Origin of the sequence: Nocardia testacea NBRC 100365 (genome assembly GCF_000308775.1) — a bacterium.
GTDB lineage: Bacteria > Actinomycetota > Actinomycetes > Mycobacteriales > Mycobacteriaceae > Nocardia > Nocardia testacea.
In genome coordinates this window covers 37090-61554 of sequence record NZ_BAGJ01000029.1, presented here as the reverse complement: position 1 = coordinate 61554, position 24465 = coordinate 37090, and the positions used below count along the sequence as shown (strand labels likewise).

Sequence of the window (24465 nt, the reverse complement as noted above, 5' to 3'; positions counted from 1 at the left end):
TCAGATGTCCTTCCCGTTCTTACGGGAGATCCGAACCCGCTTGCCGGTTTCTTCGTCGGTGCGGTAGCCGATCCGGGTCGGGTTACCGTCCGAGTCGACGACCATCACGTTGGACACGTGGATGGGCGCTTCCTGGGTCACGATGCCGCCCGAGGAGGCGCCACGCAGGTTCGCGGAGTTCGCGACGTGCTTCTTGATCCGGTTCACGCCCTCGACCAGGATCCGGTTCTCCTTGGGGAAGGCCTGGATGACCTTGCCCTTGGCACCCTTGTCCTTGCCCGAGACGACGAGCACGGTATCGCCCTTGTGCACCTTCATGTCAGAGCACCTCCGGGGCCAGCGAAACGATCTTCATGAACTTCTTGTCGCGCAGCTCGCGCCCGACCGGGCCGAAGATGCGGGTGCCGCGCGGGTCGTTGTCCGCCTTGATGAGCACGGCGGCGTTCTCGTCGAAACGGATGTAGGAACCATCCGGACGGCGCCGTTCCTTGGTGGTGCGCACCACGACGGCCTTCACCACGTCACCCCGCTTGACGTTGCCGCCGGGGATGGCGTCCTTCACAGTGGCGACGATGACGTCGCCGATACCGGCATAGCGGCGCGACGAACCACCGAGAACGCGGATGCAGAGGATCTCCTTGGCACCCGTGTTGTCGGCGACGCGCAGCCGCGACTCCTGCTGAATCACTTCAGCCTCCTCGACCTGGACGATAAGCACGCCGGATTGCCGACCCGACGGGCATGGTCTGTCACCATCCGAACGCGCGCCTACCAGCGGTTCTGTACGATCTCGACGATCAACCACCGGGGGTTCGCGGCCGAATCGCGGGCACCGGGCCCGCAGGCAACCGGTCAAGGATAGCGAACCCCCAGCTCGAACCCGAAATCGGGCCCGCCGAACGGAACGGATGATCCATCCGACCACACCGATCGGCAGTACCCCGGCCCGGGGATACAGGACAATTCTCCCAGAGCGGTCACCACCATTTCCGCGGCCGGCAGGGCGCGCGGTTCGGTGAACGACGCGACGTCGGCGATGGAGAAGGTGTGGACGGAAAAGACGCGGCGGCGGATATGACCCGTCAGGACAACTGGTCGATGCTGGTCGATCCCCGCTGGCAGGACGGCGCGCCGGAGGCGACACCGCCGTCGGAGCTGATCGTCGGTGGATGGCTGCTCGACGCGAACGGCGCGGCCGGCCCGTTCCAGCCCAATCCGGACTACGAGCCCGCCGACGATACGACTCCGACCGACCCCACCGACGCCGTGCTGCGGCGGCTCGCCCATGGTGACGATGTCGGCGGCGAGATAGTCCCGACACTTCTGGACGCCGTCGTCGAGATCGGTTGCGACGAGTTCGACGAGCCGCTGGTGGGGCGCGCCCCCGATGGAGCCCCCTGTGTGGCAGTGGCCACCGCGGCTGTGCACAAGCGGCGCGTCGAAGCAGCTCGGTGGTGGCCGATACAGGGCTGCGAGCTACCCGGAATCGTTCCGGTCGGCGTCGATATCCTGCTCAATCCGGGCAGCCCGGATCAGTTCCGGCTCCACACCAGTGCGCTGCGGCCGGCAGCAACCGATCGGCCGGGGGACCGCGGGCAGAATCACTGAGCGGTTCGCGTACTTCTCTTCCGGTGACCTGACTGCGATGAAACCACTGCGGCCGCTGGAGCCGCGCGGACCCACCGAACTGCTCGCGGAGCGACTCTGCGATGCCCTCGATCTCGCGGCGGACGAGTTTCGCCGACGAATTGCCGCGAAAGCGGCCGATCTACGCGCGGTGGCCGGCCAGTATGTCACGGTCGACGCCAAGGGCTCGCGACTGTTCGAGCAGTCCCCCGTGGAGTCGCCGCGCTTCGTCGGCCGAACCGCGAGCAGACGCGGCTCCGGCCGGTTGCTCGAATTCACCGCGGACCGGATCCGCAGCGTCGCGGTGGTGGACCCCGACAAGAACGTGGTCGGCGTCCGCTATCCGTCGAAACTCCGGGACAGCAAGAACACCCTCACCTTCACACGAAAGGGTTATTCGAAGATCCGGACCGAATACACCGAGGCATTCACCTCTTTCAGCTCTTCACCGATCAGGCGACTGCTGGAAAGAATCCTGCCGCTGGCCCGCAGGCCGAAATGGTCCTTCGGCAGATCGTGGCCTGCCCCCTGGCCGAACGAGAAGCTGATATTCACCCGAGCCCATGCCGGACCGCACGGGTACACGATTCACGTCCAGAAAAAGCTGGTGGGCAATCTGAACAGGTGGGTGCGCGTACGGGTGGACGGCAAGACGTACGGCAACATCCTGGCGGCCGACGAGCATTTCAACGCGGCCTACTCGAGGATCAGAGCGGAGGCCGGGAGCGAACCGGTCGTTGCCAATATCATCCAGATGTCCTGCTCACCCGCCCGTGGCCGAGCGGCTCAGGAGTCGTTCGAATCCGTCAATTCGGCCGGGATCGGAACCTTCGACGTCTACGCTCCCAAGTCCGACCAGTACACCTTCTGGTCCGAGAGCAAAGGCGATGTGGTCCGGCAAGAAGCCGGCGGGATGACCGAACAGGCGGTCAAGGTCCGGCCCGATGTGGCAGGAATGCCGACTCCGTGGCAGGTGTACCGGGCAGCTCGGGACGGCCCCGGTACACCAGGCTGAGATTCCGGCGAATCCGGCCGGTGCATATCTCCCGGCGCGACGCCGCAACAGGGCGCCGGTAGCCTCATGGGGCCGGTTCGCCTAGAAGAGGTGCGGGGTCTCGCATCGGGGAGAGGTTTCGTTGAAATCATCGGATCGTCGATTGGTGCTCGATCGCCGTGGGTTCCTCGTCGCGCTGGGGCTGGCGCCTGCGGCCGCGTGGCTGGCCTCCTGTTCCGAGGCCACCCCCATCAAGCTGGTGACCGTCGATATGAGCGGTTCCGATCCGGCGATCCGGCCCCAGGACGATCTCTACCGCCACGTCAACGGCAAATGGCTCCGCGAATACCAGCTCCCGCCGGATAAGACCGCCTACGGGGCGTTCAGCGAGGCCGGGGAACGCACCCAGCAGCAGTTGCGGGAGATCATCGAGAGCATCAGCAACCCCGAGGACGGGACCGAGGCCCAGCAGATCCGCGACCTCTACGACGCGCGGATGGATCTGGACGAGATCGAGCGGCTGGGCCTGACGCCACTGGAATCGATGTTCGCCGAGATCGAGGACGCGAAGGACAAACCGGCCCTCGCCGAGGTGATGGGGCGGCTGCCGATCGGCGGGCTGATCGGTATCGGGGTGAGCATCGACCAGAAGAATTCCTCGGCCTATATTCCCGCGATCGGCCAGTCCGGGCTCGGCCTGGACGAGCAGTACTATCGCGACCCGCAGTTCGCCGAGGAACTGGCCGGCTATCGGACCTATCTGGAACGGCTGGCCAAGGGCGCGGATCTGCCCGACCCGGCCGGGGTGGCCGGACGGTTGCTCGATCTGGAGAAGCGGATCGCCGCCGCCCACTGGGACAATGTGCGCAACCGCGACGCGGAGGCCACCTACAACGTCTTCGACTGGGACAAGGCCACGGCGCTGGCCCCCGAATACGACTGGGTTCCGTGGCTACGCGGAATCACCGACCGGCCCCAGGACCTGTTCGCGAAGGTCGTGGTGAACCAGCCCTCGTTCGTCACCGAAGCGGGCAAGATCTGGGCGGCGACCGATATCGCGATCTGGCGCGACTATCTGAAGCTCGCCGTGCTCAAGACCTACGCGAACGTGCTGCCCAAGGAGATCTCCGACGCCAATTTCGATTTCAACGGGCGGCTGATGTCCGGGCTGAAACAGCGGCCCGAACTGTGGAAGTCGGCCGTCGGGTCGGTGGACAGCAATCTGAGCGAACAGCTGGGCAAGCTGTACGTGGACAAACATTTCCCACCCGAGGCCAAGGAACGGGTCGAGGCGATGGTCGACGATCTGATGGCGGCCTACCGAGAGAATTTCACCAACTCGACCTGGATGTCCCCCGAGACCCGTATGGCCTCGATCCAGAAATTGGACAAGATCGGCACCAAACTCGGGTATCCGGACAAGTGGGTGGACTACTCCGGACTGAAGGTGACCCGCGGCAAGCTGATCGAATCCCTCCGCGCCATCAATGATTTCGAGGTGAAGCGATCCTTCGACCGGCTGGGCAAGCCGGTGGACAAGGCCGAGTGGAGTGCTTCACCGCAGACGGTGAACGCCTACTATTCCGCCACCAACAACGAGATCGTGTTCCCCGCCGCCTTCTTGCAGCCGCCGTTCTTCGACAAGGACGCCGAGATCGCGGTGAACTACGGCGGCGTCGGCGCGGTGATCGGGCACGAGATCGGGCACGGTTTCGACGACCAGGGGTCGAAGTTCGACGGGGACGGTAACCAGCGCGACTGGTGGACCCCCGCCGACCGGGACGCCTTCGACGCCAAATCCCAGGCGCTCATCGAGCAGTACAACGCCCTGGTTCCCGAGGGGTTGTCGCCGGAACAGCATGTGAACGGCGCGCTCACCGTCGGCGAGAACCTGGCCGATCTGCGCGGGCTGCAGATCGCGCTGGCCGCCTACCGGATCGCCGAGCAGCGCCAGGGGGTGACGAACCCCGATTACCGCACCATGTTCAATTCCTATTCGCGGATCTGGCGTTCCAAGCAGACCCCGGAGGTCACCGAGCGGCTGCTCGCCGGCGACACCCACTCCCCCGACGAGTTCCGGGTGAACCAGGTGGTCCGCAATATCGCGGAGTTCTACCGCACCTTCGGTGTGGTGGAGACGGACAAGCTCTTCTTGCCCGAGGATCAGCGCATCGAACTGTGAGCCCACCGGGGAACGGCGGCCCTCCGTTCCCCGCACAATTCGCGATCCGGCGACCGTAACCGCCCAGTCCACCACCACTGGGCAACCAAGTTAGCCAAGCCTGTCCTATGCTGGGGACGCCACGCGGAAGACCGCGCCGGCAGCCCGTGCCGAGGAGTGGCGATGTTGCAGACGGTGCGCCATTCCCGCGGTAGGTCGCCGGCCGGGGTCGTCGCGATCGTCGGGACACCTACGCCGCTGTCCCGCGCCGTCGACGAGCTCGCGCCGGCACCCGCCGACGGGTGGAACGAGCACCCGCGCGGCGATCCAGGTTCGATCGATACGGAGAAAGCGGTTGTCGTCCACCCTCGCGCACGGGCAACTCCGGTACGCGCTACGCACCGGAGTAACCTGCCTCACCCTCTTCCGCGGGGCGGTGCTGCTGAATCCCCCGCAGAAGAAGCAATTGACCGGTTTGTCCGCGGCAGGCCGTGAGGCGCTGAAAACCCTCAACCGGGGGCCGGCCCTGCTGTCGGCGCTCGCACCCGAACCGGACGGCGAGGTGGCGCGGTTGCTGGGGCAGCTGGCCGCGGAGGGCTGGCTGGCGGCCACCGTCCTGGACGGCGAGCGCGACCTCTACACCCTCGACCCCTTCACCACGCCGCCGGACCGGCCGGACGGTCCACCACCCGCGCCCGGCGCCCTGTCGAAATTCGCGATATTGCATCGGGATACGTCCGGATTCGTCCTCGAACATCCGCTGTCGTGGTGCGATCTGCGGATCGCTGATCCCCGGATCGTCGCGCTGCTGGGCGGTCAGGACCCCGCCGAATCGGGACTCCCGGCCGAACTCGTTCGAAGACTCGCCGGCGATCTGCACTGGGGCGGATTCACCGCGGATCCGGCGCAGGAGGCCGCGCGATTCCCCCGGCGCAGTTGGAGCGCACCGGATCTCTGGTTCCATCGGCGCAGTACCCTGGGCCCGCGCACGGTCACCTGGGAACACTTCGGCCCCACGAAATGGGCCAAGGGCCAATTCCCGCAGCCCCCGGCCCGCAAACCCGCGTATCCGGGTACACCGGTCGCGCTGCCGGTGCCCGACCTGGACGCGCTGCGCGCGGCGGACCCGAGCCTGACCGCGGTCCTGGAGGATCGCTACTCGTGCCGGGAGTACGACGATGCCGCCCCGATCACCCGATCCCAGCTGGCCGAGTTGCTGTACCGCACGGCCCGCACCCGGGAGACGAAACCGGTCGGGCCGGGCGAGGAATTGCTGTCGCGCCCCTATCCCTCAGGTGGCGGGGTCTACGAGATCGAGGTCTATCCGATCGTGCGTTCCGTGGCCGGTCTGGAACCCGGTATGTACCACTACGACTCGTTCGGGCACGCCCTGCACCGGATCGCCGAACCGGACTCCCCCGAGGTGGGCCGGCTGATTCGGTCCACTTCGGCGACCCTGGTCGGCGGGGCGGAACCGCAGGTCGTACTGTTGCTCGCCGCGCGTGCGGGACGGGTGATGTGGACCTATGAGCAGGTGGCCTACGCCAGCATTCTCAAACATGTCGGAGTGCTGATGCAGACGGTCTACCTGGCGGGGACGGCCATGGGGCTGGGTGTCTGCGCCCAGGGCTTCAGCGATACGGCCGCGTTCGTCGCGGCCGCCGGAGTGGACGAACTGGAGGAATGCGGGGTCGGCAGCATTATCGTCGGCTCCCCCGTCCCAGGGTGACCCGAAACTCTCCGGCCCGGCCGCGGTGATCCGCGACCGGGCCGAACCGTTCGAGTGAGTTGACCACCGGGAGGCCGTCCGACGAGCCCTCGGGCTGCCGGACGACCTCCGGCGCCGATCAGTTCCGGGCCGACCAGGCGCTCTGCAGATTCTTCAGCGCATCGGCATCGAGACCCGACGCCGCCATGGGAGCGAGATGCTGCTGTTCGGACCCGCCGCCGGAATCCGCGCCCGGCGCGGGCGGATTCGCGATGATCTCGTCCACTGCCGCGGCCAGATCGGCGATGGTGAAGTATTCGAACAGCAGTTGCGGAGCCAGCGGCAGCCCGGCCTCGTTCGCGCGGGAAGCGAGCTGGATCGCGATCACGCTGTCGCCGCCCAGTGCGAAGAAACCGTCATCGCGCCCGACCTCGTCGATCTCGAGCAGTTCGGCCAGCAATGTGGCGATGGTCCGCTCGGTATCGGTCAGCAGGGTCGCGTCCGATCCGGTGGCGCCGGCCATCGCGACCGGCTGCTCGTGGCGCACCACGACACGTCCGGTGTCCCAGCCCTCCGGCAGTACCCGGAGATCACCGAGCGGGCGGGCCGGTTCGGTGGCGAAGCTTTCCACCACCCGGGCCAGCACATCGGCGAAGACCGCGCCGGTCGCCGGCTCGTAGAGGTCGGTGTTGACCACGACACGAGTCGTGAGATCGCCGTTGGTCTCCACCGTGTAGTCGAAATGGATATCCATGAACGACACTTCGTAGTGCTTGGCGATACTGGTGACCGTGGTGGCACCGTCGGCCGTGAAATCTGCCGCCGGCAGCCGGTGGCGGAAATGCATGACCACCTGGAACAGCGGGTTGCGTGAGAGCGTACGCGGCGGATTGATCGTCTCCACCAGCCGTTCGAAGGGCACGCCCTGCCGGGTGATCGCGTCCAGCGCCGCGTCCCGGACCCGGGCCAGCACCCCGCGCGGGGTGGGATCGCCGGAGAGGTCGTTGCGCAGGACGACCATATTCGCGAAGAGACCGATCATCCGGTCGGTCTGCTCGTCGAGCCGGTTGGCCACCGCGGCCCCGATCGGCAGATCGTCCCCGGCGCCGAGCGCGTGCAGGGTCACCGCGCTCATCGCCTGGCACAGCATGAAATCGGTGGCTCCGGCCGCTTCGGCCTGCTGCCGGGCGGCCTGCCAGGTGGCGGCGGGCACCACGCGGGTCGCGCTCGCCCCGTTGCGGGCCAGCACGACCGGACGCGGACGGTCGTGGGCGACCGCGATCTCGTCCGGCATTCCGTCGAGTGCCGCGCACCAGTAGTCCAGGAGTTCCCGGCCGTATTCGCTCACCGCGCCCTGCCCGGGCGCCCGGTCGAAGACCTCCCGCTGCCAGAGGGCGAAATCGGCGAACTGGATGTCCAGTTCCGGCCAATCCGGCGCCCGGCCGGCCAGCCGCGCCCGGTAGGCCGTGGTCAAGTCCTCGACGTAGATATCGCAGGAGGCGCGGTCGGCGATGATGTGATGCATCAGGATCGACAGCACATGGGTGTGCTCGTCGAGCACCAGTAAGCGCACCCGCAACTGGATCTCGGTGCCCAGATCGAAAACGTAGGCGGCGTCGGCGGCCAGTTCGGTCTCCAGCCGTTCGGCGGGATCGGCCCCGCCCCCGCGCAGGTCGATCACCGGCAGCGGGACCGGCGCCGGCGGGGCGATGTGCTGGTACGGAACGCCCTCGTGCTCCGGAAAGGTCGTACGCAGCGACTCGTGGCGGGCCGAGACGTCGGTGATCGCGGCGCGCAGCGCCTCGATATCGAGGGGTCCGTCGAAACGTACCGGGTAGGTGACGTTCTCGCCGTCGATCGCGCCTTCCATCCGCCGTTGCAGCCAGTACATGCGCTGTGAATAGTTCAGCGGAGTGCGTTCGGGACGGTCACGACGCACCAGGGCGGGCCGGACCGGGCCGCGGGCCGGACCCGGATTCTCCGCCGCCGGGTCATCCGCGGGCTCGGCGTCGGCCTCGTCGAAATCGGCCATATCGTCGATATCGATACCGAACTCGTTCTGGAACTCCGTGACGATATACGCGGCGAGACCGCCGACCGTCGGGGTATCGAACGGCACCCGCATATCGATCTCGAGCCCGAATTCGGCCCGGATCATGGAGATGAGTCGCGCGGCGAGCAGGGAATGGCCACCCAGTTCGAAGAACGAATCATCGCCGCCGATCCGCGGCCGGTCGAACAACCGGCCGTACAGTTCGGCGATACGCCGCTCGGTGGGCGTACGCGGCTCCCGGAATTCCCGGGCCAGGGTGAGTTCCGGAACGGGCAGCGCCCGGCGATCCAGTTTGCCGTGGGTGGTGAGTGGGATCCGGTCGATCACCGTGAACGCCGCGGGGACCATGTACTCGGGTAGCCGGGCCGCCACCCGGGTGCGTAGCGCGTCCAGGTCGAGTTCGGCGCCGGGGACCGGCACCGGGTACGCGGCCAGGATCTGGCCGAGCGAGGGATGGTCGGTGACCACCACGACCGCGTGCGCCACCTCCGGATGATTGCTGATCGCGGCCTCGACCTCGCCCAGTTCGATCCGGTGACCGCGCACCTTGACCTGTTCGTCGGTGCGCCCGATGAATTCGATGACCCCGTCGGCCCCGCGCCGGCCCAGATCACCCGTGCGATAGAGGCGCCGGCCGGGACGGAACGGGTCGGCGACGAACCGTTGCGCGGTCAGCGCCGCCCGGTCGTGATAGCCGCGGGCCAGCTGGTCGCCGCCCAGGTAGATCTCGCCGACCACCCCGTTGGGTACGAGTTGCAGCGCGTCGTCGAGCAGGTAGAGATGCACATTCCGATTCGGGACACCGATCGGCACGATCCCGGGTCCCTGCGGGCCCTCGACCGGCATATGGGTGGAACACACCACCGCCTCGGTCGGGCCGTAATGGTTGCGCAACTGGGCGTCGAACCGCGCGGTGAACCGGTCGGCCACCTCTCCCGGCAACGCCTCGCCGCCCACCGGCATATGCCGCAGGGAGGTCCAGTTGTTGATCTCCGGCAGCATCAGGAACGTCGCCAGCATCGAGGGCACCATGTGCAGTACCGAGACCGCGTGCCGGGTCACCAGATCCGCGACATAGGGAATATCGCGGTAGGCGTTGGGTTTCGGGATCACCACGCACGCGCCGACGTACTGCGTTACGAAGATATCCATGAGCGAGGCGTCGAAACTCACCGAGGTGGACTGCAGTACCCGGTCCGCGGGCGTGAGTTCCCATTCCGCGGCGAAACTCGCCAGATGGTCGGCGATCGCGGCGTGCGGGACCGGAACGCCCTTCGGCTGCCCGGTGGAACCGGAAGTGTAGATGACATAGGCGATATTGCCCGGGTGCAATGCCGCCACCCGATCGCGGTCGGTGGGGTCGGTATCGGCCAGGGATTCCGCGGCGGCGACCGCCTCGGCGTAGGCGCTCTCGGTGAACAGCAGCCGCGGCCGCGCGTCGCCGATCAGATAGTCGACCCGCTCCGCGGGATAGCCCGGATCGATCGGCAGATAGGCGGCGCCCGCCTTGAGGATCGCCCAGGCCGCGACGACGAAGTCCACCGAGGTGGCCAGGCCGAGCGCGACGATGTCCTCCGGGCCCACTCCCTGACCGATCAACCAGTGCGCCAGCCGGTTCGCGCGTGCGTTGAGTTCGGCATAGCTGAGTTCGACCTCGTCGGAGACCAGCGCGGGATTGTCCGGAGTCGCGGCCACTCGCGCTTGCAGTTGCGCCACCAGGGTGGTCGGGACGTACTCGGCCAGCGGCCCGTGCGATACCTCGAGCACCGCGGCGCGGTCGGCGCCCAGGATATCGATCTCCGCGAGGCGGCGGCCGGGATCGGCGAGCACGGTGTCCATCAGGTGGAGGTAGTGATCGAGAAGTTGATCGACGGTCCGCCGGTCCAGCCGGTCGGTCAGGTACGTTGCCTCGACCCGGGCGCCCGATTCGGCCGCGACCACCATGAGTCCCAGCTCTTCCTGCGCCACCGCATTGGCGAGCGGGAGCTCGGTGGACCGCACGCCGGGCAGTTCGAAACCGTTGACCGCGCTGCGCATGGCGAAGCTGAGCTGCACCAACTGAGCCAGGCCGTCCCGACCCGCCATCCGGTCGGGGCCGACCGCGCGCACCACCTGTTCGACTCCCACCCCCTGATGAGCGAATGCCCCGGTGCAGGTCTCGACGGCGGATTCGAGCAGAGTGGCGAAGGTGGCATCGCGTTCGGCGCCGGCGCGGATCAGCACCGTATTGCCGAAATAGCCGAGCAACGCGTCGGCGCCCCGCCCGGACCGGTTGCTCACCGGCACCGAGATCAGGAAATCGGTGGCCGCGGTATAGCGGCGGATCAACGCCTGGAACCCGGCCAGCAGCACCGTGAACGGGGTCGCCGAATACTGCCGGCCGATCGTGGCGACCCGGCTCATCAGCCCGTCCGGCACAGTGCGTACCCGGGTCTCCGCGTCCCGGCTGTGGCCTGCCGCCGCGGATCGGCCCGGCAGTTCGAGGCGGCTGGGCAGCGGTGTCAACATCTCGCGCCAGTACTCGAGGTCGGCGGTATCGGTCGCCGCGTCGCGGGCCCGTCTCGCGGCCAGGTCGGCGTACTGGACCGTCGGCTCCGGCAGCGCCGTACCCCGGTAGGCCGCATTGATCTCGCCGAAGAAGACCGACCAGGAATCGTCGTCCCAGCAGATATGGTGCACGGTCAGAATGAGCACATTTTCGGCGACGGCCGTCCGGGCCAGTGTGACGCGCAACGGTGAATCGCGGGTGAGGTCGAAGGGGCGGGCGAACTCCCGGCGGGCCAGGACCTCGACCCGGCGCTGCCGCCCGCTCTTCGGAAGCTCGGTGAGATCGTGTTCCTGCCAGGACAACTCGATATCGTCCCGGGAGATCTGAAAGGGCTCGCCCGCCTCGTCGACCTGGTAGACGGTCCGCAGGATCTCGTGGCGTCCGACGACGGCGGCGAAGGCGGCCCGGAGTCGCGCGGCGTCCAGATCGCCGTCGAGCCGGTAGGCGACACAGATATTGAGGGTGGTGTCGTCCGGGTCGAGTCGCTGAACGAACCACATCCGGCGCTGCGCATCCGACAACGGGGCGGGGTCCCCGGCGCGCCGGGCGGGCACCGCGGGTTCGGGCGAGGTGATCGCCTGTTCCGCGAGTCGCTGCTGTAACAAGCGCCTACGCCGCTCGAGAATGTCGTCTGCCATAGCTGTCCTTCGAGATAACTGCGTGAGTGTGGGTTCGCGGGTCAGGCCCCGACGGGGCCGGCGGCTTTCAGGTCGACCGGGCCGAACGCGCGGATCAGCGCCGCGGTGGCGTCCTGCCAGATCTCGACGAACCGCTCGATATCGGCTTCGGCGAACAGTGCTTCGCTCCAGCGCAGCAGGGTCACCAGCTGGGGGCCGTCCGGGGTCGCGCCGATACCGGCGAGCACGTCCAGGGCGCAACGCAGACCGAAATCGGGTTCCGGTGCCAGCGGCAGGTTGCCGATCAGTTCGTGCTCGGAGACCGGATTCCAGGCGGTGCCGGTCCCGGTCAGATCCACTCGGCCCAGATAGTCGAACAGGATCTGCGGGTCGGGAGCCGCGACCAGATCGGGATCCTCGGCCAGATAGCGCAGCACCCCGTAGTCCAGGCCGTTGTTCGGTACAGCGGCCACCTCGGCGGCCACGGTCGCCAGCAGGGACCGGACCCGGGCCGGATCCTGTCCGGCCACCGCGAGATCCACCGGTTCGACTCCGGCCCCGAACCGCGCCGGGAACATACTGGTGAACCAGCCCACGGTATGGGAGGTGTCGATATCCGGGCCCAGCACCGCGTCCTCGCGGCCGTGCGCCTCCATCGCGACATAGGCCCCGCCGGTGGCATCCTGCCCGCGTTCGCTCCGCCAGGTCGTCAAGGTCACCACCAGAGTGGCGATCAGGAACTCACGCACCCCGGCGACGGCGGCCGGGCTCTCCAGCAGCGCGGCGGTGGTCTCCGGCGAGGTGTGCAGGCGCAGCGCCCGGTAGGACCCCCAGTTGTCGGTGGCCGGATCGGGTCGGCGATGACCGAGCACCGGGTCGGCAAGCGCCACCTGCCGCCGCCAATAGTCACGCTGCGCGCGCACTTCCGGTAGCTCCCGGCGCGCGCGCAGGGCCGCCGCGTACTCGCGGTATCCGGTGTGCTCGACCGGCGGGCGCAGGACCGAGACCCGTCCGGCCGCGACCGCCGGATCGGCGGTGAGTTCGGCCCAGCTCGCGGCGAGATCCGCGCTGATCACATACCAGGAGACCGGGTCGACGGCGAGGTGGTGCACCGTGAGCAGTAGCAGATCGGTCGGGCCGGGCCGGGTGATCCGGGTCGCATAGACCAGCCGGCCCGCCGGCGGATCGAGCCGGCCGGCGTCGGCGTGCGCCTGCGCGGAGATAGCGGCGGGAAGATCCGCGCCACCCGGTACCGCGGTGAATATCTCCGCCGCGGGCACCGCGCCCGGCTCCCGCGTGTACAGCTCATATCCGGTGGCGGTCTCGGTGAACCGGGCCCGCAGCAGATCGTGCCCGTCCAGCAGCGCCTGCAATACCGCCAGCAGTTGCGGATCGGTGATGCCGGCGGGCAGTTCCAGCAACGATCCCAGCGAAAACCGCCGGTAGCCGCCGTACTCGTGCATCCAGGACAGGATCGGGACCCGCCCGACCGCCCCGTATTCCGCGGTCGCCGGTCGACGGTCCCCGGTACTGCCCGCGTCCACCCGCTCGGCCAGTTCGGCGATGGTGCCGACGCTCAGGATCATCCGGGGTGTGGTCGCGATACCGGCCCGGCGCAACCCGTTCACCAGGGACAGCGCGACGATACTGTCCAGGCCGAGTTCGATGAGGTCTTCGTCGACGCCCGGCTCCGGACCTCCGGTCAGTTCGGCGATCACGGCACAGATCGCGCGTTCGGTCTCCGTGCCGGCGGGGGTACTCCCGTCCCGGTCCGCGGCCGCGGCGGCCAGCGCCTCGAGCCGGCGCACATCGAGCTTGCCGTTGCCGGTCATCGGCAGAGCGTCCAGCGCCAGGATCCGTTGCGGCACCATATAGGCGGGCAGGGAGCGGGCGAGTGCGCCGCGCAGACCGTCGGCCCGGAATCCGGGATCGGTTCCGGTCACGAACCCGGCCAGTGCCATTCCCCCGGGCCGCCGATACGGCAGTACCGCCGCCGCGCGCACCCCGGGCAGTCCGGCCAGCGCCGTCTCGATCTCCCCGGTCTCGATCCGGTATCCCCGGATCTTCACCTGGCCGTCGGCTCGGCCGAGGTAGGCCAGTTCGCCCGACGGCAACCGTCGCACCAGGTCGCCGGTGCGGTACATCCGCGCGCCCGTCCGGTACGGGTCGGCGACGAAACGTTCCGCGGTGCCGGCCGGGCGCCCGATGTACCCGCGCGCCAGCTGCGCGCCGGACAGGTACAGCTCGCCGACCACACCGTCGGGTACGACGCGGAGCCGGGAGTCGAGGACATAACCCACGCTGCCCGCGGTGGGAGTGCCGATCACCGGTACGGTGCTCGTCGCGGTCACCGCGGCGACCACGGCCTCGACCGTGGTCTCGGTGGGGCCGTAGCAGTTGTGGACGGCGGTTCCCGACAGCGCGCCGAGCTGCCGCCACAGCGGAACACCGATCGCCTCACCACCGAGCGCGAGGACCGCGAGCGGTACATTCCCGTGCTCGTCGACCAGGCCGGCCGCGGCGAGTTGCGCGAACATCGACGGTGTCGTGTCGATCATGTCCAGCCCGTGGCGCCGGATCCCGGCGACCAGCCGGCCCGCGTCCCGCATCTCCGCCGTATCGAACAGATGGTTGGCATGGCCGTCGAACAGGCCGATCAACGGCTGCCACGACGCATCGAAACTCAGTGACCAGGCATGGGCTATCCGCAGCGGCCGACCCAGCCGGGCCACGGCCGGCCGGTACACCCGTTCACGGTGATCGGCGAAATAGGCGGCGAGCGCACCGTGGGTCCCGACCACGCCTTTGGGTTCACCGGTGGAACCGGAGGTGAAGATCAGATACGCGCGCTGCTGCGGATGGACCGGTACGGGGAGCGTCATCCCGCGGGGGTCGGCCGCCGCCGCGGTCTCCATATCGAGGACGGGTGGGAGGCCGGTGATGCCGTCGAGGCCGGCGGCGCCGGCCAGAACCAGGCGCGGCCGGGCCTGGCGGAGGATGGATTCGATCCGCGCGGCCGGCAGCTCGAGATCGAGCGGCACGTACGCGGCGCCCGCGGCGAGCACTCCCAGCACGGCGACGACCGATTCGGCCGACCGCGGGAGGGCCAGTGCCACCACATCCTCGGCACCCACGCCGCGATCGATCAGCGCCGCGGCGACCCGGTGGGCGGCGGCGGCCAGCTCGCGATAGGTGAACCGCCGCTCGGCGGTGCTCAGCGCGAGCGCGTCCGGAGTTGCCGCGACCTGCTGGGCGAAAAGTTGCGCCACGCCCATATCGCGCACATCGGGAGCCGGCGCGACCGGTTCGCGCGGTTGTTCCCCCGGCAGCAGGACATCCGGTGCCGCGGCGCCGGTCTCGTCGAGGTCGGGTAGCCGGCGCAGCACCCGGGCCAGCCGTTCGGGCAGATCCGCCGCCGAGAGATGACCCAGCAGCGCGGGTACGGCCTCCACCGCCAGCGTGAGTTCGCCGTCGAGCAGATACGAGACGACGGCCAGCGGATAGTGCGTGAGGCCCTGTGATTCGATCACGGTGCACTGCGTGCCGTCGGTCAGGGTGACCGGCCGCAGCACATCGCCCACCGGCACATTCTCGAAGACGAACAGGGTGTCGAAGAGGTTACCGCGCCCGGCCGCCCGCTGAATGGCCGAGAGACTGAGGTATCCGGCGTCCCGCATCGCGACCGCTTCCCGCTGGATACGGCGGCAGGTGTCGAGAACCCCCGGCGCGCCGCCGGACCCGGTGTCGAGTCGCACGCGCACGGGAATGGTGTTGATGAACAGGCCGATCATCGTCTCCACCCCCACCAGCTCGTCGGGGCGGCCGGAGACCGTGGTGCCGAACACCAGATCGTCCCGGTCGGTGAGCCGGCCCAGCACCACCGACCAGGCATACTGGACGGCGGTGTTCAGTGTGAGGCCGCCGGCCCCCGCCCAGGCGCGGAGCCGGGCGGTCTCCTCGCTGTTCATCCGCAGCACATGGGTTTCGGGCACGATCGTGTTGATCGCGGAATCCGCACGGTCGCCGAGGATCAGCGGTTCGGCGCCGGCCAGGTGTTCGGTCCATTTGCCGAGGTCGGCGACGCTGTCGCGAGCGGCGAGCCAGCCGATGTAATCCCGGTAGGGGCGCGGGGCCGGCAATCCGGCGGCCGAGCCACCGGCCTGGTAGATCGCGTACATCTCCCGGAAGAACACACCCAGTGACCAGCCGTCCATGAGCAGGTGGTGGGCGGTCAGGATCATCCGGTGCGAGCCGTCGGGAAGGGTCACCCACACCACTCGCAGCGCGGGGCCGCGGGCCAGATCGAATCCGGTGCGCGCCTCCGATTCGGCCAGCGCGGCGTATTCGTGTGGATCTGCGTTGCGCTCGAACCAGGGCAGCGTCACCGAACTCGGCACGATCTGCACGGGTTTGGGCAGGTCCCTGTCCCAGAAGGCGGCCCGGAGGTTGGGGTGGCGGCGCAGGATCACCTCGATACTGCGCCGCAGCAGGTCGCCGTCGACCGGGCCGGTGATCTCCAACGCGAACTGCATGGTGTAGAGGTCGTCCGCACCGGCCAGGCGGGCCAGGGAGAAGAGCCCCTCCTGCAGGGGGCTCAAGGCGAGGACATCCTCGATTTCGGGCACCGGATTCTCGTCGGCCACAGGTGTCTTCGTCTTCTCCGTCATGAAGGCGACTCCTCAGCCGTTGTCCTGGGAGCCTGGTCTCGCGCAGGCCCACTTACGCTAGCGACTTAGGTTAGCCTATGCAAAACCTGACTGTCAGGTGTTCCCGGTCCGGCGAAGGCCGACTCTCCACTATCGACGTACTGTAAATTACGATAGCCTTACCTAACTCATCAGGCGCCGGGGCGTAGCGATGAACGGCTCGTCCTGCCGCTTCGACGAGCCGACTTCGCTGCCCCGCCGTCTGTCACCGAGCGAGCAGATGATCGTGGAGGAGCACCATGCCACCCGGACCCCGTTGGATCAGGCAGTTCCACAAGCCGACCGCCCCCGGCCACCCGCCGCTGCTGATATTTCCCCACGCGGGCGCGGGAGCCTCGGCCTATCGCACCTTCTCCAAAGCCTTCAGCACGCACTACGACGTCGTCGTATTCCAATACCCCGGACGGCAGGACCGCATCCACGAACCCGCCCTGGCGACTCTCCCGGAAATCGCCGCGGGCGCATTCGCCGAATTTCGTGATTCGAACGGCTACGGAAATGTGCCCATCACCACATTCGGCCACAGCATGGGCGCGATGGTCTCCTTCGAATTCATCCGGCTGGCCGAGGCGGCGGGGACACCGATCCGGCAGGCGTACGTATCGGCCGCCGTCGCACCGCATATCGCGGACACCAAACCACCGACGCCCAAAGAAGACGACGCGCTCCTGGACCATCTCACCCGTCTCGAAGGGACCACCGGGGACGTGATGACCAATCGGGAACTCATGCGAATGACCCTGCCCGTCGTCAGACAGGACCATCTCGCGTCCGAAAGATATTCCTGCGGCGACGATATCCGGATCTCGGCGCCGATCCACGTGATCGGCGGGGACAACGATCCGATCGTTTCACCGGCCGAACTCAACGGCTGGCGCAAACACAGCGACGAGGTCGAGATCACCGTATTCGAAGGCGGGCACTTCTACCTCAACCATCATGTCCACGAATTGGCCGAATTGATCGCGCCCACAGTCTGATCCGCCGAACACCTGACGAGGACAACCATGACATCGACGGCCGGACCGGACCGCGATCACACAGTAATCTCCGGAATGGCCGTGGAGGCCCCCGGCGGCATCGATACCCTCGGCGCGTACTGGTCGGCCCTGGTGAATGCGCGAGAACTGATCGGCCCGTTTCCGCGTGACCGGGACTGGCGGATCGACGAACTGCTCTCGCTCGGCGAGCTCGAAGGCTGGGGCCGGGTCAGCGACGCGGGCGGATTCCTCGATCGCATCGCGGATTTCGACCCGTCCTTCTTCGGAATCTCACAGCGCGAAGCCCTGGCTTCCGACCCGCAGCAACGAGTGGGGCTGCGAGTCGCCTGGCGGGCACTGGAGAACGCCGGTATGAACCCCGGTGCGGTCGACGGCGCGGAGGCCGGCTGCTACATCGGCGCCTCGCCGATGGAGTACGGACCCGGCCTGAGCGAGATCAACGAGCACACCGGTTTCCGCACGGTGGGTGGCGGACAGCTCGGGGTGGCCGGGCGTATCTCCCATGCCCTGGGACTGACCGGCCCCTCGATGTGTGTCGATTCCGCCTGCGCCTCCTCGCTCACCGCGCTGCACCTCGCGGTTTCCGCGATCCGCAACGGCGAATGCGACTGGGCTGTCGCCGGAGCGGTCTGCGTGATGAGTTCGCCGATGGCGTTCTACGAGTTCGCCAAGAACGGCGCGCTCGCCCCGGACGGGCACTGCCGGGCCTACTCCGACGACGCGGCCGGGACGCTGTGGGGTGAGGGCGCCGTGGCCCTGCTGGTCGAACCCGAGTCCCGGGCCCGGGCGCTGGGCCATCCGATCTACGGACGGGTGCTGGCCAGCCATACCAACCACAACGGCAAAGGCCGGCCGATCCTGGTGCCACGCGCCGACGCCCAGGAGAGATTGGTCCGGCGGACCCTCCGGCTCGCCGGTATCGATCCGGCCGATATCGGCATGATCGAGGGTCACGGCACCGCCACCCGGGCCGGCGACGTCGCCGAACTCACCGCACTGCAGAACACCTACGGCGCCGCGGGCGGGGATCCGGTGCTCGGATCGGTGAAATCCAATGCCGGGCACGCTCAGGCCGCCGCCGGCATGCTCGGGCTCGCGAAACTGCTGCTCGCCGCCCGGCACGGCGAGATCCCACCGACCCTCTACGCCGACAATCCGACCACCCGGGTCGACTGGACCCGGTCGAGCCTGCGGTTGGCCACCACCGTGGAGCCCTGGAAGCCGACGGGCGGCATGCGCTACGGCGCCGTGTCCTCCTTCGGCGCGGGGGGCGCCAACGCCCATGCCGTCATCGCCGTCCCCGCGCACGAGGAGAACGACCATTTCTGAGTACCAGCTCCCCGACGGGACCGTTCCGGTTCTCCTGTCGGCGCCCACCCCCGCGTTGCTGACCGCGGAGGCCCGTGCCCTGCTCGGATACCTCGAGACCCACCCGGACGTACCCGTCGGCCGGATCGCGGAGATGATCTTCCGGACCCGGGTGGCCCGGCGATATCGCGCGCTGGCCATGGTCACCGATACCGCCGGATTGATCGATGCCCTGGGTGCCGTGGCCGCGGACAGCGAACATCCCCGGGTCGTCCGCTCCGGCGCGGCCACCGCCGGGCGCGGTATCGCGTTCGTCTTTCCCGGCCAGGGCGGGCAGCGCCCCGGGATGGGCCGGCTCTTCTACGACCGGATTCCCGCGTTCCGCGCCGAGGCCACCCGCTGCGACGAGGTCTTCCGCGAACTGTTCGGCGAGTCTCCGCTGGACTACCTGCTCGACGACACCACCCCCGCCGACGACAGCGCACATATCGTGCAGCCCGCGCTGTTCGTGCAGATGGCCGGGCTGGCCGCCGCGTGGCGATCGGCCGGGGTGGAACCGGCCGCCGTGCTCGGCCACAGTCAGGGCGAGATCGCCGCGGCCTATGTCGCGGGGCTGATGACGCTGCCGGACGCCGCACTGGTGGTCGGCACCCGGGCTCGCGCGGTGGACACCATCTCCTCCGACGCCTACGCCATGGCGGTGATCGCGGCCGATCGCGAAACCTGTGAAGATCTGCTGGCCCGCCGCTCGGGCTGGGCGCAGGTCTCGGTGGTGAATTCGCCGCATATGGTCGCGCTCTCCGGGGAACGCGAAACGGTCGCCGAGGTCGTCGGCGCCTGCACCGAGCAGGGCACCTTCGCCCGGGTCATCCGGGTCCGGTATCCGGCGCACACCAGCATGGTCAACGAGTTCCGCGACGCCATCCACGACGCGGTGAAGAACCGGCTGGCGAACCAGTATTTCGCGAGCGGGGAAATCGCCTGTATCGGCGCGACCCTGGGCGCCGAGATCACACCCGACCTGCCGATCGGCGACTACTGGTTCTGGAACCTGCGCAATCCGGTGCGCTTCGACCGGGCGGTCGCGGCCGCCACGACCCGAGAGATCGGCACCTTCGTCGAGATCGCCGAACACCCGACCCTGCAACTGGCGATCCAGGAGAATCTGTCCGCGCTGGGTGAATCGGGCGCCCGGGTGGTGGGCAGTTCGCACCGAGCGGCCACCGACCTGCGCGAGTTCACCCGTAATCTGGCGGTTCTCGCCGTCGACGAACCGGATTTCGACTGGGCGGGCCTGCGGGTCGGCCCGGACGCCCCGCCGGCACTACCACTGCCGGATTTCCCGCACGCGCAGATGAACGAGGTGCGGTTGTGGCTACCCGGCCAGGCGACCGCGCACGCCGCTGCCCGGAGCGCCGCAGCACCGGCCCAGCAGGCCGTGCCACCGGAATCCGATACCGCCCCCGCGCAACTGATCGTCGAGCGCTGGACCCGGTTGACCCGCCGGAAAATGGCCGCACCCCGCCGGCTGGGCATTATCGACCACACCGGCGAGCGTGCCGAACTCGCCGCCCGCCTCTGCGCCGAGGCCGCGCATCACGGTGCCACCGCGCAGGTGGTCGAACCCGCGCACGGGCCGGTCACCGGCGATATCGACACCCTTGTGGTGCTGCTGCCCGAGTATCCGGAGTCCACCGCCGCGGCGGCCGCGGCGGCCACCGCGGAGTTCTTCGGCACCCGGGCGTGGTGGCCCGGCCTGTCCGACCGGATCACCGGCTGCTGGCTGGTGACCACCGGCGGTGAGGCGGTTCTCGACGGCGACCCGGCTCCGCACCCGGTCGCCGCTGCCGCCAGTGCCGGTTTCCGCTGCACCGGTACCGAATTCCCCGGCGTCGCCTTCGCGCACCTGGATCTGGAACCCGGCGCGGTCCCGGCGGGGCCGGTCCTCACGGCACTGCACACCGCCGGCGAAACCGAACTCGCCCTGCGCGACGGCGGGCTGTACGCGAAACGTCTGCACCCGGGCGAACCCGGCGCGGCGGCGACCACCCCGGCGAATATCGTCATCACCGGCGGCACCGGCAGCCTGGGCCTGCGGATCTGCGAACATTTCGTACGGGCCGGCGCCACTCATATCACCCTGGTGAGCCGGTCGGGAGAGAGCGCGGAGGTCACCGCGGCGCTGCGGCCCCTCCGGCAGAGCGCCACCCGCATCCGGGTCAGTACCTGCGATATCGGCGATCCGGCCGCGGTCGCCCGGCTGGCCGAGGAACTGCGCGACCGGCCGGCGGATCTGATACTGCACGCTGCCGCCGACTACGCGGGCCTGTCCGAGCTCGAACTCGAGGCGATCAACCCCGACCAGGTGCGGCGGGTACTCCACGGGAAGACTATCGGTGTCGAGAACCTGCTGGACTCGCTACCCCGCGCCCGGGATTGCCGAATCGTGCTGTTCTCCTCGCTCGCGGCCACTCTCGGTGGCCGGGGCAAGATCATCTACGCGGCCGCCAACCGGATGCTGGACGCCTACGCCCACCGGGCCCGCGTCGCGGGATACGACTGCGTCTCGATCCAGTGGGGGCAGTGGGCGGACTACCGGGGGCAGAACGCCACCGATACCGCACAGCTTGCCGCGGTGGGCTACCTCCCGATGAGCGCGGCCGATGCCATCTCCCTCGGGCTGAGCGGGGTGCGGGGCAATGCCGTCGTCGCCGCGTTCGATTGGGACCGTGGCCGGTCGGTACTGGACGCCTACGGCTACGGGCCGGTCCTCTCCGAATTGCACACGCCCGCAACGGTGGCCGCCGCGGCCGCACCCGCACCGGCCACCGCCGCCGGCCCGCCGGATATCGGGAACCGCGTGGTCGAAGTGCTCACCGAGGTGCTCGGCGCCGACGACAGCGACAGCCTGGACACCTCCCGGCCCCTGGTGGCCCTCGGACTCGACTCCCTGCAGGCCCTGGAGTTCCGTCGCCGGATCGAACACGAATACGGCCACGAGCTGCCGGTGGCCGATCTGCTCGGCGGCGCGACCGTCGATACCATCGTCGCCGACCTCGGCGGACGCGCGCAGCGCGCACCGGACCGGTCCGCCGCCGCACGCGGGCCCGAGGTGGTGCGAACACCGGTCGACCGCCCGGCGGCCGGGTCCGTCCGGCCCACCGCCCCCGCCGAAATCGCCGCACTGGCGCGGCGGACCGCCGAACAGGCGGTCCCCGCCGATCTCGATATCGACAGGCTCCGGACCGCGCGCCGCGATCTGGACATCACCGGGCTGCGCGCCATGCTGAACACGCTGGCACCGGCACTGGACGACGGCGAGTTCCACACCGCCGCGGAGATCGCCGCCGCGGTGCGGTTCGCCGACCGGCATCACTGGCTGCTACGCCGCTGGCTCGACGAGCTGACCGGCGAGGGCTGTCTGACCTACGATCCCGTACGCGGCTACCGCACGGCGGCCGCCCCGCCCCAGCCGAGTTGCTCCGACCTGCGTCTCATCTGCGCCGATCTCGGGTATTCGCGAGAGTTCGCCGATTTCCTGCGGAGCTCGGCCGCGAACCTGACGGGTCTGGCCCAGGATCGGGTACGGGTCCAGGAGCTGCTGTTCCCCGACGGCGATATGCTCACCGCGGAGGCGGCGTACCGCGAGAACATCATCAGTAACTACCTGAATCTGGCCGCACGCGAGACCGTGGCCGGAGTCACCGCGCGTATCGCCGCCGACCGTGCCCCGGTGCGCATCCTGGAACTCGGCGCCGGTATCGGTGGCACCACCGACGAGGTGATCGCCGGACTGCCGGGACTGCCGGTGGATTACCACTTCACCGATCTGTCCGCGTTTTTCCTCAATGCCGCCAGGGAACGTTTCGCCGGCCATTCCTGGATGCGCTACGGAATCGTGGACATGAACCGGGATCTGCGCGGATCCACCGACCGCTACGACATCGTGATCGGCGCGAATGTGCTGCACAACGCGCTGCATATCGGCGAGATGCTGCGCGACCTGCACGATCTGCTGAATCCCGGCGGCGCGGTGGTGTTCGTCGAAGCGTGCAAGGCCAACTATCCGCTACTGACCTCGATGAAATTCCTCATGTCCGCCGCCCCCGGCGGCACCCACCCGGGTAAGGAGGACATCCGGCAGGGCGCGCGCATCTTCCTCACCGAGGACGAATGGTGCGAGCAGCTGCGCGACGCCGGTTTCACGCCGTTGCTGGTGCTACCCGAACGCGACCATCCGATGTTCCTGCTCGACCAGCGGGTATTCGCCGCGATCCGCGACTAGGCCCCGCCGGGTGGTTCGCCGGGCTCGCGGGCCGGGCGAACCACCGAGGTGGAACGAGCGACCGATCTCCGGCCGGGCCCGCGGTCTCCGCTCGCCCGGCCGGAAAAGCCGGCTTCGCCACCGGCCGCTCAGCGCGCCGCGGCACTCCCCCGCATCCGGCCGGCGATCGACCGGGCGCGATCCGGTTCCGGCCCCAGAATGCGATCCGAGAGCTGCCCCAGGCAGCTGAGATTCGGGAACCCCGGCCCCTGCGCCAGACCGGCCAGGTTGGGGAGATAGAGCTTGGTGTCCAGGCCCGAGACCGCAAGGTCGTATCCGATCGACGATTCCAGGCGGCGCTGGGTGATCGGACCACCGAGAGCCAGCTCCACCAGATCGGCGGCGTCGGTGTCGAACATATCCAGGAACCACAGCGGTTGGCCGCCGGTCGCGTCCACCACCAGGTCGAAGGTGTGCACCCGGTCCGCACGGTTCTCGTTGCGCAGGGTGAGAGCGACTCCCCCGTCCTGATCCGCGACCTGAACGACGCGCCCCTGCAGATGGTGCACGCGGGCATCGCCGAGCAGGTTCTCCTGGACCCGGACCGAGAAAACACCGCGGTCCGTGCGCCGGACGACATCGCGACGCTCCTCGATACTCAGCCCCCGCCATTTGGCCGGATCACTGAACAGCGAGTTCTCGAAATAGCTTTCACCCCGCGTGTAGATCGTGGCGGCCGGGGAGATCACCGAGACCGTCAGCACGTCGTGGCGGACCAGCTCGTCCATGGCGGAGCCGGCGGTCTCACCGCCGCCGATGACCGCGGCCCGCGAGGATACCGGCAACTGCCGCCGCCCGACCAGATCCCAGAAGTCGGCGATACTGAGCATCTTCGGATGATCGGCCAGCGCCCGGCGGCTGTTGCCGGGCCCGGTGATCATCAACCGTTCCGCTTCGATATCGGTCGCGAGTCCGTCGGCGTCCACCACCGAGACCACCCAGCCCTCGGCCCCCGCCGAAACCTTGCGTACCGCGCCGGCCACCAGCTCGACATCGGTCTTGTCCGCGACCCACTGCAGGTATTTGGCCCAGAGATGGTGCTGCGGGCTGGGCCGCCCACGGTCGACCCATTCGGCGTAGGTGCCGCGTTCCACCAGGAACGAGGTCCAGCTGAAGGCCAGCATGGCCTCGTCGATCTCGCGGTTGCGGTTACGCGCCCACACCGAGTGATAAGGGAAACCGACGTCCTTCTCCGGGCTGGTTCCCAGCCGGTGCTGACCGTTGGTCCAGCCACCGCTGGGCAGCCAGTTGCCGCCCACCGCGTGTGCCTCCACCACGATGATCTGCGGCGCGGGCAGACCGAGTTGGCGCAGAACGTGCGCTTTCGCCGCGACCGCCATGGCTTTCGGGCCCGCGCCCAGCACCAGAAGTCTGTCCACCGGTTCTCCCATCTCCATCACTCCCACGCCGCCGAGCCGG

General features: G+C 68.7%; 12 protein-coding genes and 1 pseudogene. 8 read left to right on the top strand and 5 right to left on the bottom strand.

Annotated elements, in window-relative coordinates; translation table 11 throughout:
* Positions 1 to 318, bottom strand: coding sequence for a 50S ribosomal protein L24 (gene rplX / locus ON38_RS04050; RefSeq protein ID WP_039822452.1), 318 nt, complete (start codon positions 316 to 318; stop codon positions 1 to 3).
* 1 nt (position 319) lies between these two features.
* Positions 320 to 688: a 50S ribosomal protein L14 gene (gene rplN / locus ON38_RS04045; protein WP_014349098.1), complete on the bottom strand. Its 369-nt coding sequence runs from the start codon at positions 686 to 688 to the stop codon at positions 320 to 322.
* A 359-nt stretch (positions 689 to 1047) separates the two neighbouring features.
* Between rplN and ON38_RS04040 the strand changes: the two genes are divergently transcribed.
* The 4 genes from ON38_RS04040 to ON38_RS04025 all read left to right on the top strand — a co-directional run bounded on the left by ON38_RS04040 (position 1048) and on the right by ON38_RS04025 (position 6510).
* On the top strand, positions 1048 to 1608 hold the full coding sequence (locus ON38_RS04040; RefSeq protein WP_051164354.1) for a type VII secretion system-associated protein: 561 nt from the start codon (positions 1048 to 1050) through the stop codon (positions 1606 to 1608).
* Between the two features lie 37 nt (positions 1609 to 1645).
* Positions 1646 to 2641 (top strand): hypothetical protein, encoded by a 996-nt coding sequence (locus tag ON38_RS04035; RefSeq protein ID WP_039822451.1) that lies wholly within the window; start codon positions 1646 to 1648, stop codon positions 2639 to 2641.
* A 145-nt stretch (positions 2642 to 2786) separates the two neighbouring features.
* Positions 2787 to 4802 carry a M13 family metallopeptidase gene (locus ON38_RS04030; protein WP_051164353.1) on the top strand — a complete coding sequence of 672 codons (2016 nt, stop codon included), beginning with the start codon at positions 2787 to 2789 and terminating at the stop codon, positions 4800 to 4802.
* A gap of 334 nt (positions 4803 to 5136) precedes the next feature.
* A complete protein-coding gene (locus tag ON38_RS04025) occupies positions 5137 to 6510 on the top strand; it encodes a SagB family peptide dehydrogenase (protein ID WP_245563903.1) in 1374 nt (457 codons plus the stop codon).
* A gap of 118 nt (positions 6511 to 6628) precedes the next feature.
* On the opposite strand, the gene ON38_RS04020 is transcribed toward ON38_RS04025, so the two are convergent.
* Complete coding sequence (locus tag ON38_RS04020) at positions 6629 to 11728, bottom strand: non-ribosomal peptide synthetase (protein ID WP_039822450.1); 5100 nt, start codon at positions 11726 to 11728, stop codon at positions 6629 to 6631.
* Positions 11729 to 11769: 41 nt separating this feature from the next.
* Positions 11770 to 16350: a non-ribosomal peptide synthetase gene (locus ON38_RS04015; RefSeq protein WP_444543706.1), complete on the bottom strand. Its 4581-nt coding sequence runs from the start codon at positions 16348 to 16350 to the stop codon at positions 11770 to 11772.
* A gap of 302 nt (positions 16351 to 16652) precedes the next feature.
* Here ON38_RS04015 and ON38_RS04010 point away from each other — a divergent pair, with 302 nt between their 5' ends.
* The 4 genes and pseudogenes from ON38_RS04010 to ON38_RS37350 all read left to right on the top strand — a co-directional run bounded on the left by ON38_RS04010 (position 16653) and on the right by ON38_RS37350 (position 23007).
* Entirely contained in the window at positions 16653 to 17393 is a 741-nt protein-coding gene (locus ON38_RS04010) for a thioesterase II family protein (RefSeq protein WP_039822448.1), read from the top strand.
* A 27-nt stretch (positions 17394 to 17420) separates the two neighbouring features.
* Positions 17421 to 18743: a beta-ketoacyl [acyl carrier protein] synthase domain-containing protein gene (locus ON38_RS04005; protein WP_039822447.1), complete on the top strand. Its 1323-nt coding sequence runs from the start codon at positions 17421 to 17423 to the stop codon at positions 18741 to 18743.
* Positions 18744 to 18798: 55 nt separating this feature from the next.
* A pseudogene (gene nbtC / locus ON38_RS04000) lies at positions 18799 to 21795 on the top strand (nocobactin polyketide synthase NbtC); the annotation flags it as partial.
* A gap of 210 nt (positions 21796 to 22005) precedes the next feature.
* Positions 22006 to 23007, top strand: coding sequence for a class I SAM-dependent methyltransferase (locus ON38_RS37350; protein WP_306306650.1), 1002 nt, complete (start codon positions 22006 to 22008; stop codon positions 23005 to 23007).
* A 128-nt stretch (positions 23008 to 23135) separates the two neighbouring features.
* Here the strand turns inward: ON38_RS37350 and ON38_RS03995 are convergent, their stop codons facing one another.
* Positions 23136 to 24437: a SidA/IucD/PvdA family monooxygenase gene (locus ON38_RS03995; RefSeq protein ID WP_039822492.1), complete on the bottom strand. Its 1302-nt coding sequence runs from the start codon at positions 24435 to 24437 to the stop codon at positions 23136 to 23138.
* Positions 24438 to 24465 lie beyond the last annotated feature (28 nt).

Bases quoted from the DNA above. Each gene is read 5' to 3' on its own strand.
- ON38_RS04035 (WP_039822451.1), top strand. From the start codon at position 1,646: ATGAAACCACTGCGGCCGCTGGAGCCGCGCGGACCCACCGAACTGCTC.
- ON38_RS03995 (WP_039822492.1), bottom strand. From the start codon at position 24,437: ATGGGAGAACCGGTGGACAGACTTCTGGTGCTGGGCGCGGGCCCGAAA.
- ON38_RS04010 (WP_039822448.1), top strand. From the start codon at position 16,653: ATGCCACCCGGACCCCGTTGGATCAGGCAGTTCCACAAGCCGACCGCC.
- ON38_RS04005 (WP_039822447.1), top strand. From the start codon at position 17,421: ATGACATCGACGGCCGGACCGGACCGCGATCACACAGTAATCTCCGGA.
- ON38_RS04020 (WP_039822450.1), bottom strand. From the start codon at position 11,728: ATGGCAGACGACATTCTCGAGCGGCGTAGGCGCTTGTTACAGCAGCGA.
- rplX (WP_039822452.1), bottom strand. From the start codon at position 318: ATGAAGGTGCACAAGGGCGATACCGTGCTCGTCGTCTCGGGCAAGGAC.
- ON38_RS37350 (WP_306306650.1), top strand. From the start codon at position 22,006: ATGCTGAACACGCTGGCACCGGCACTGGACGACGGCGAGTTCCACACC.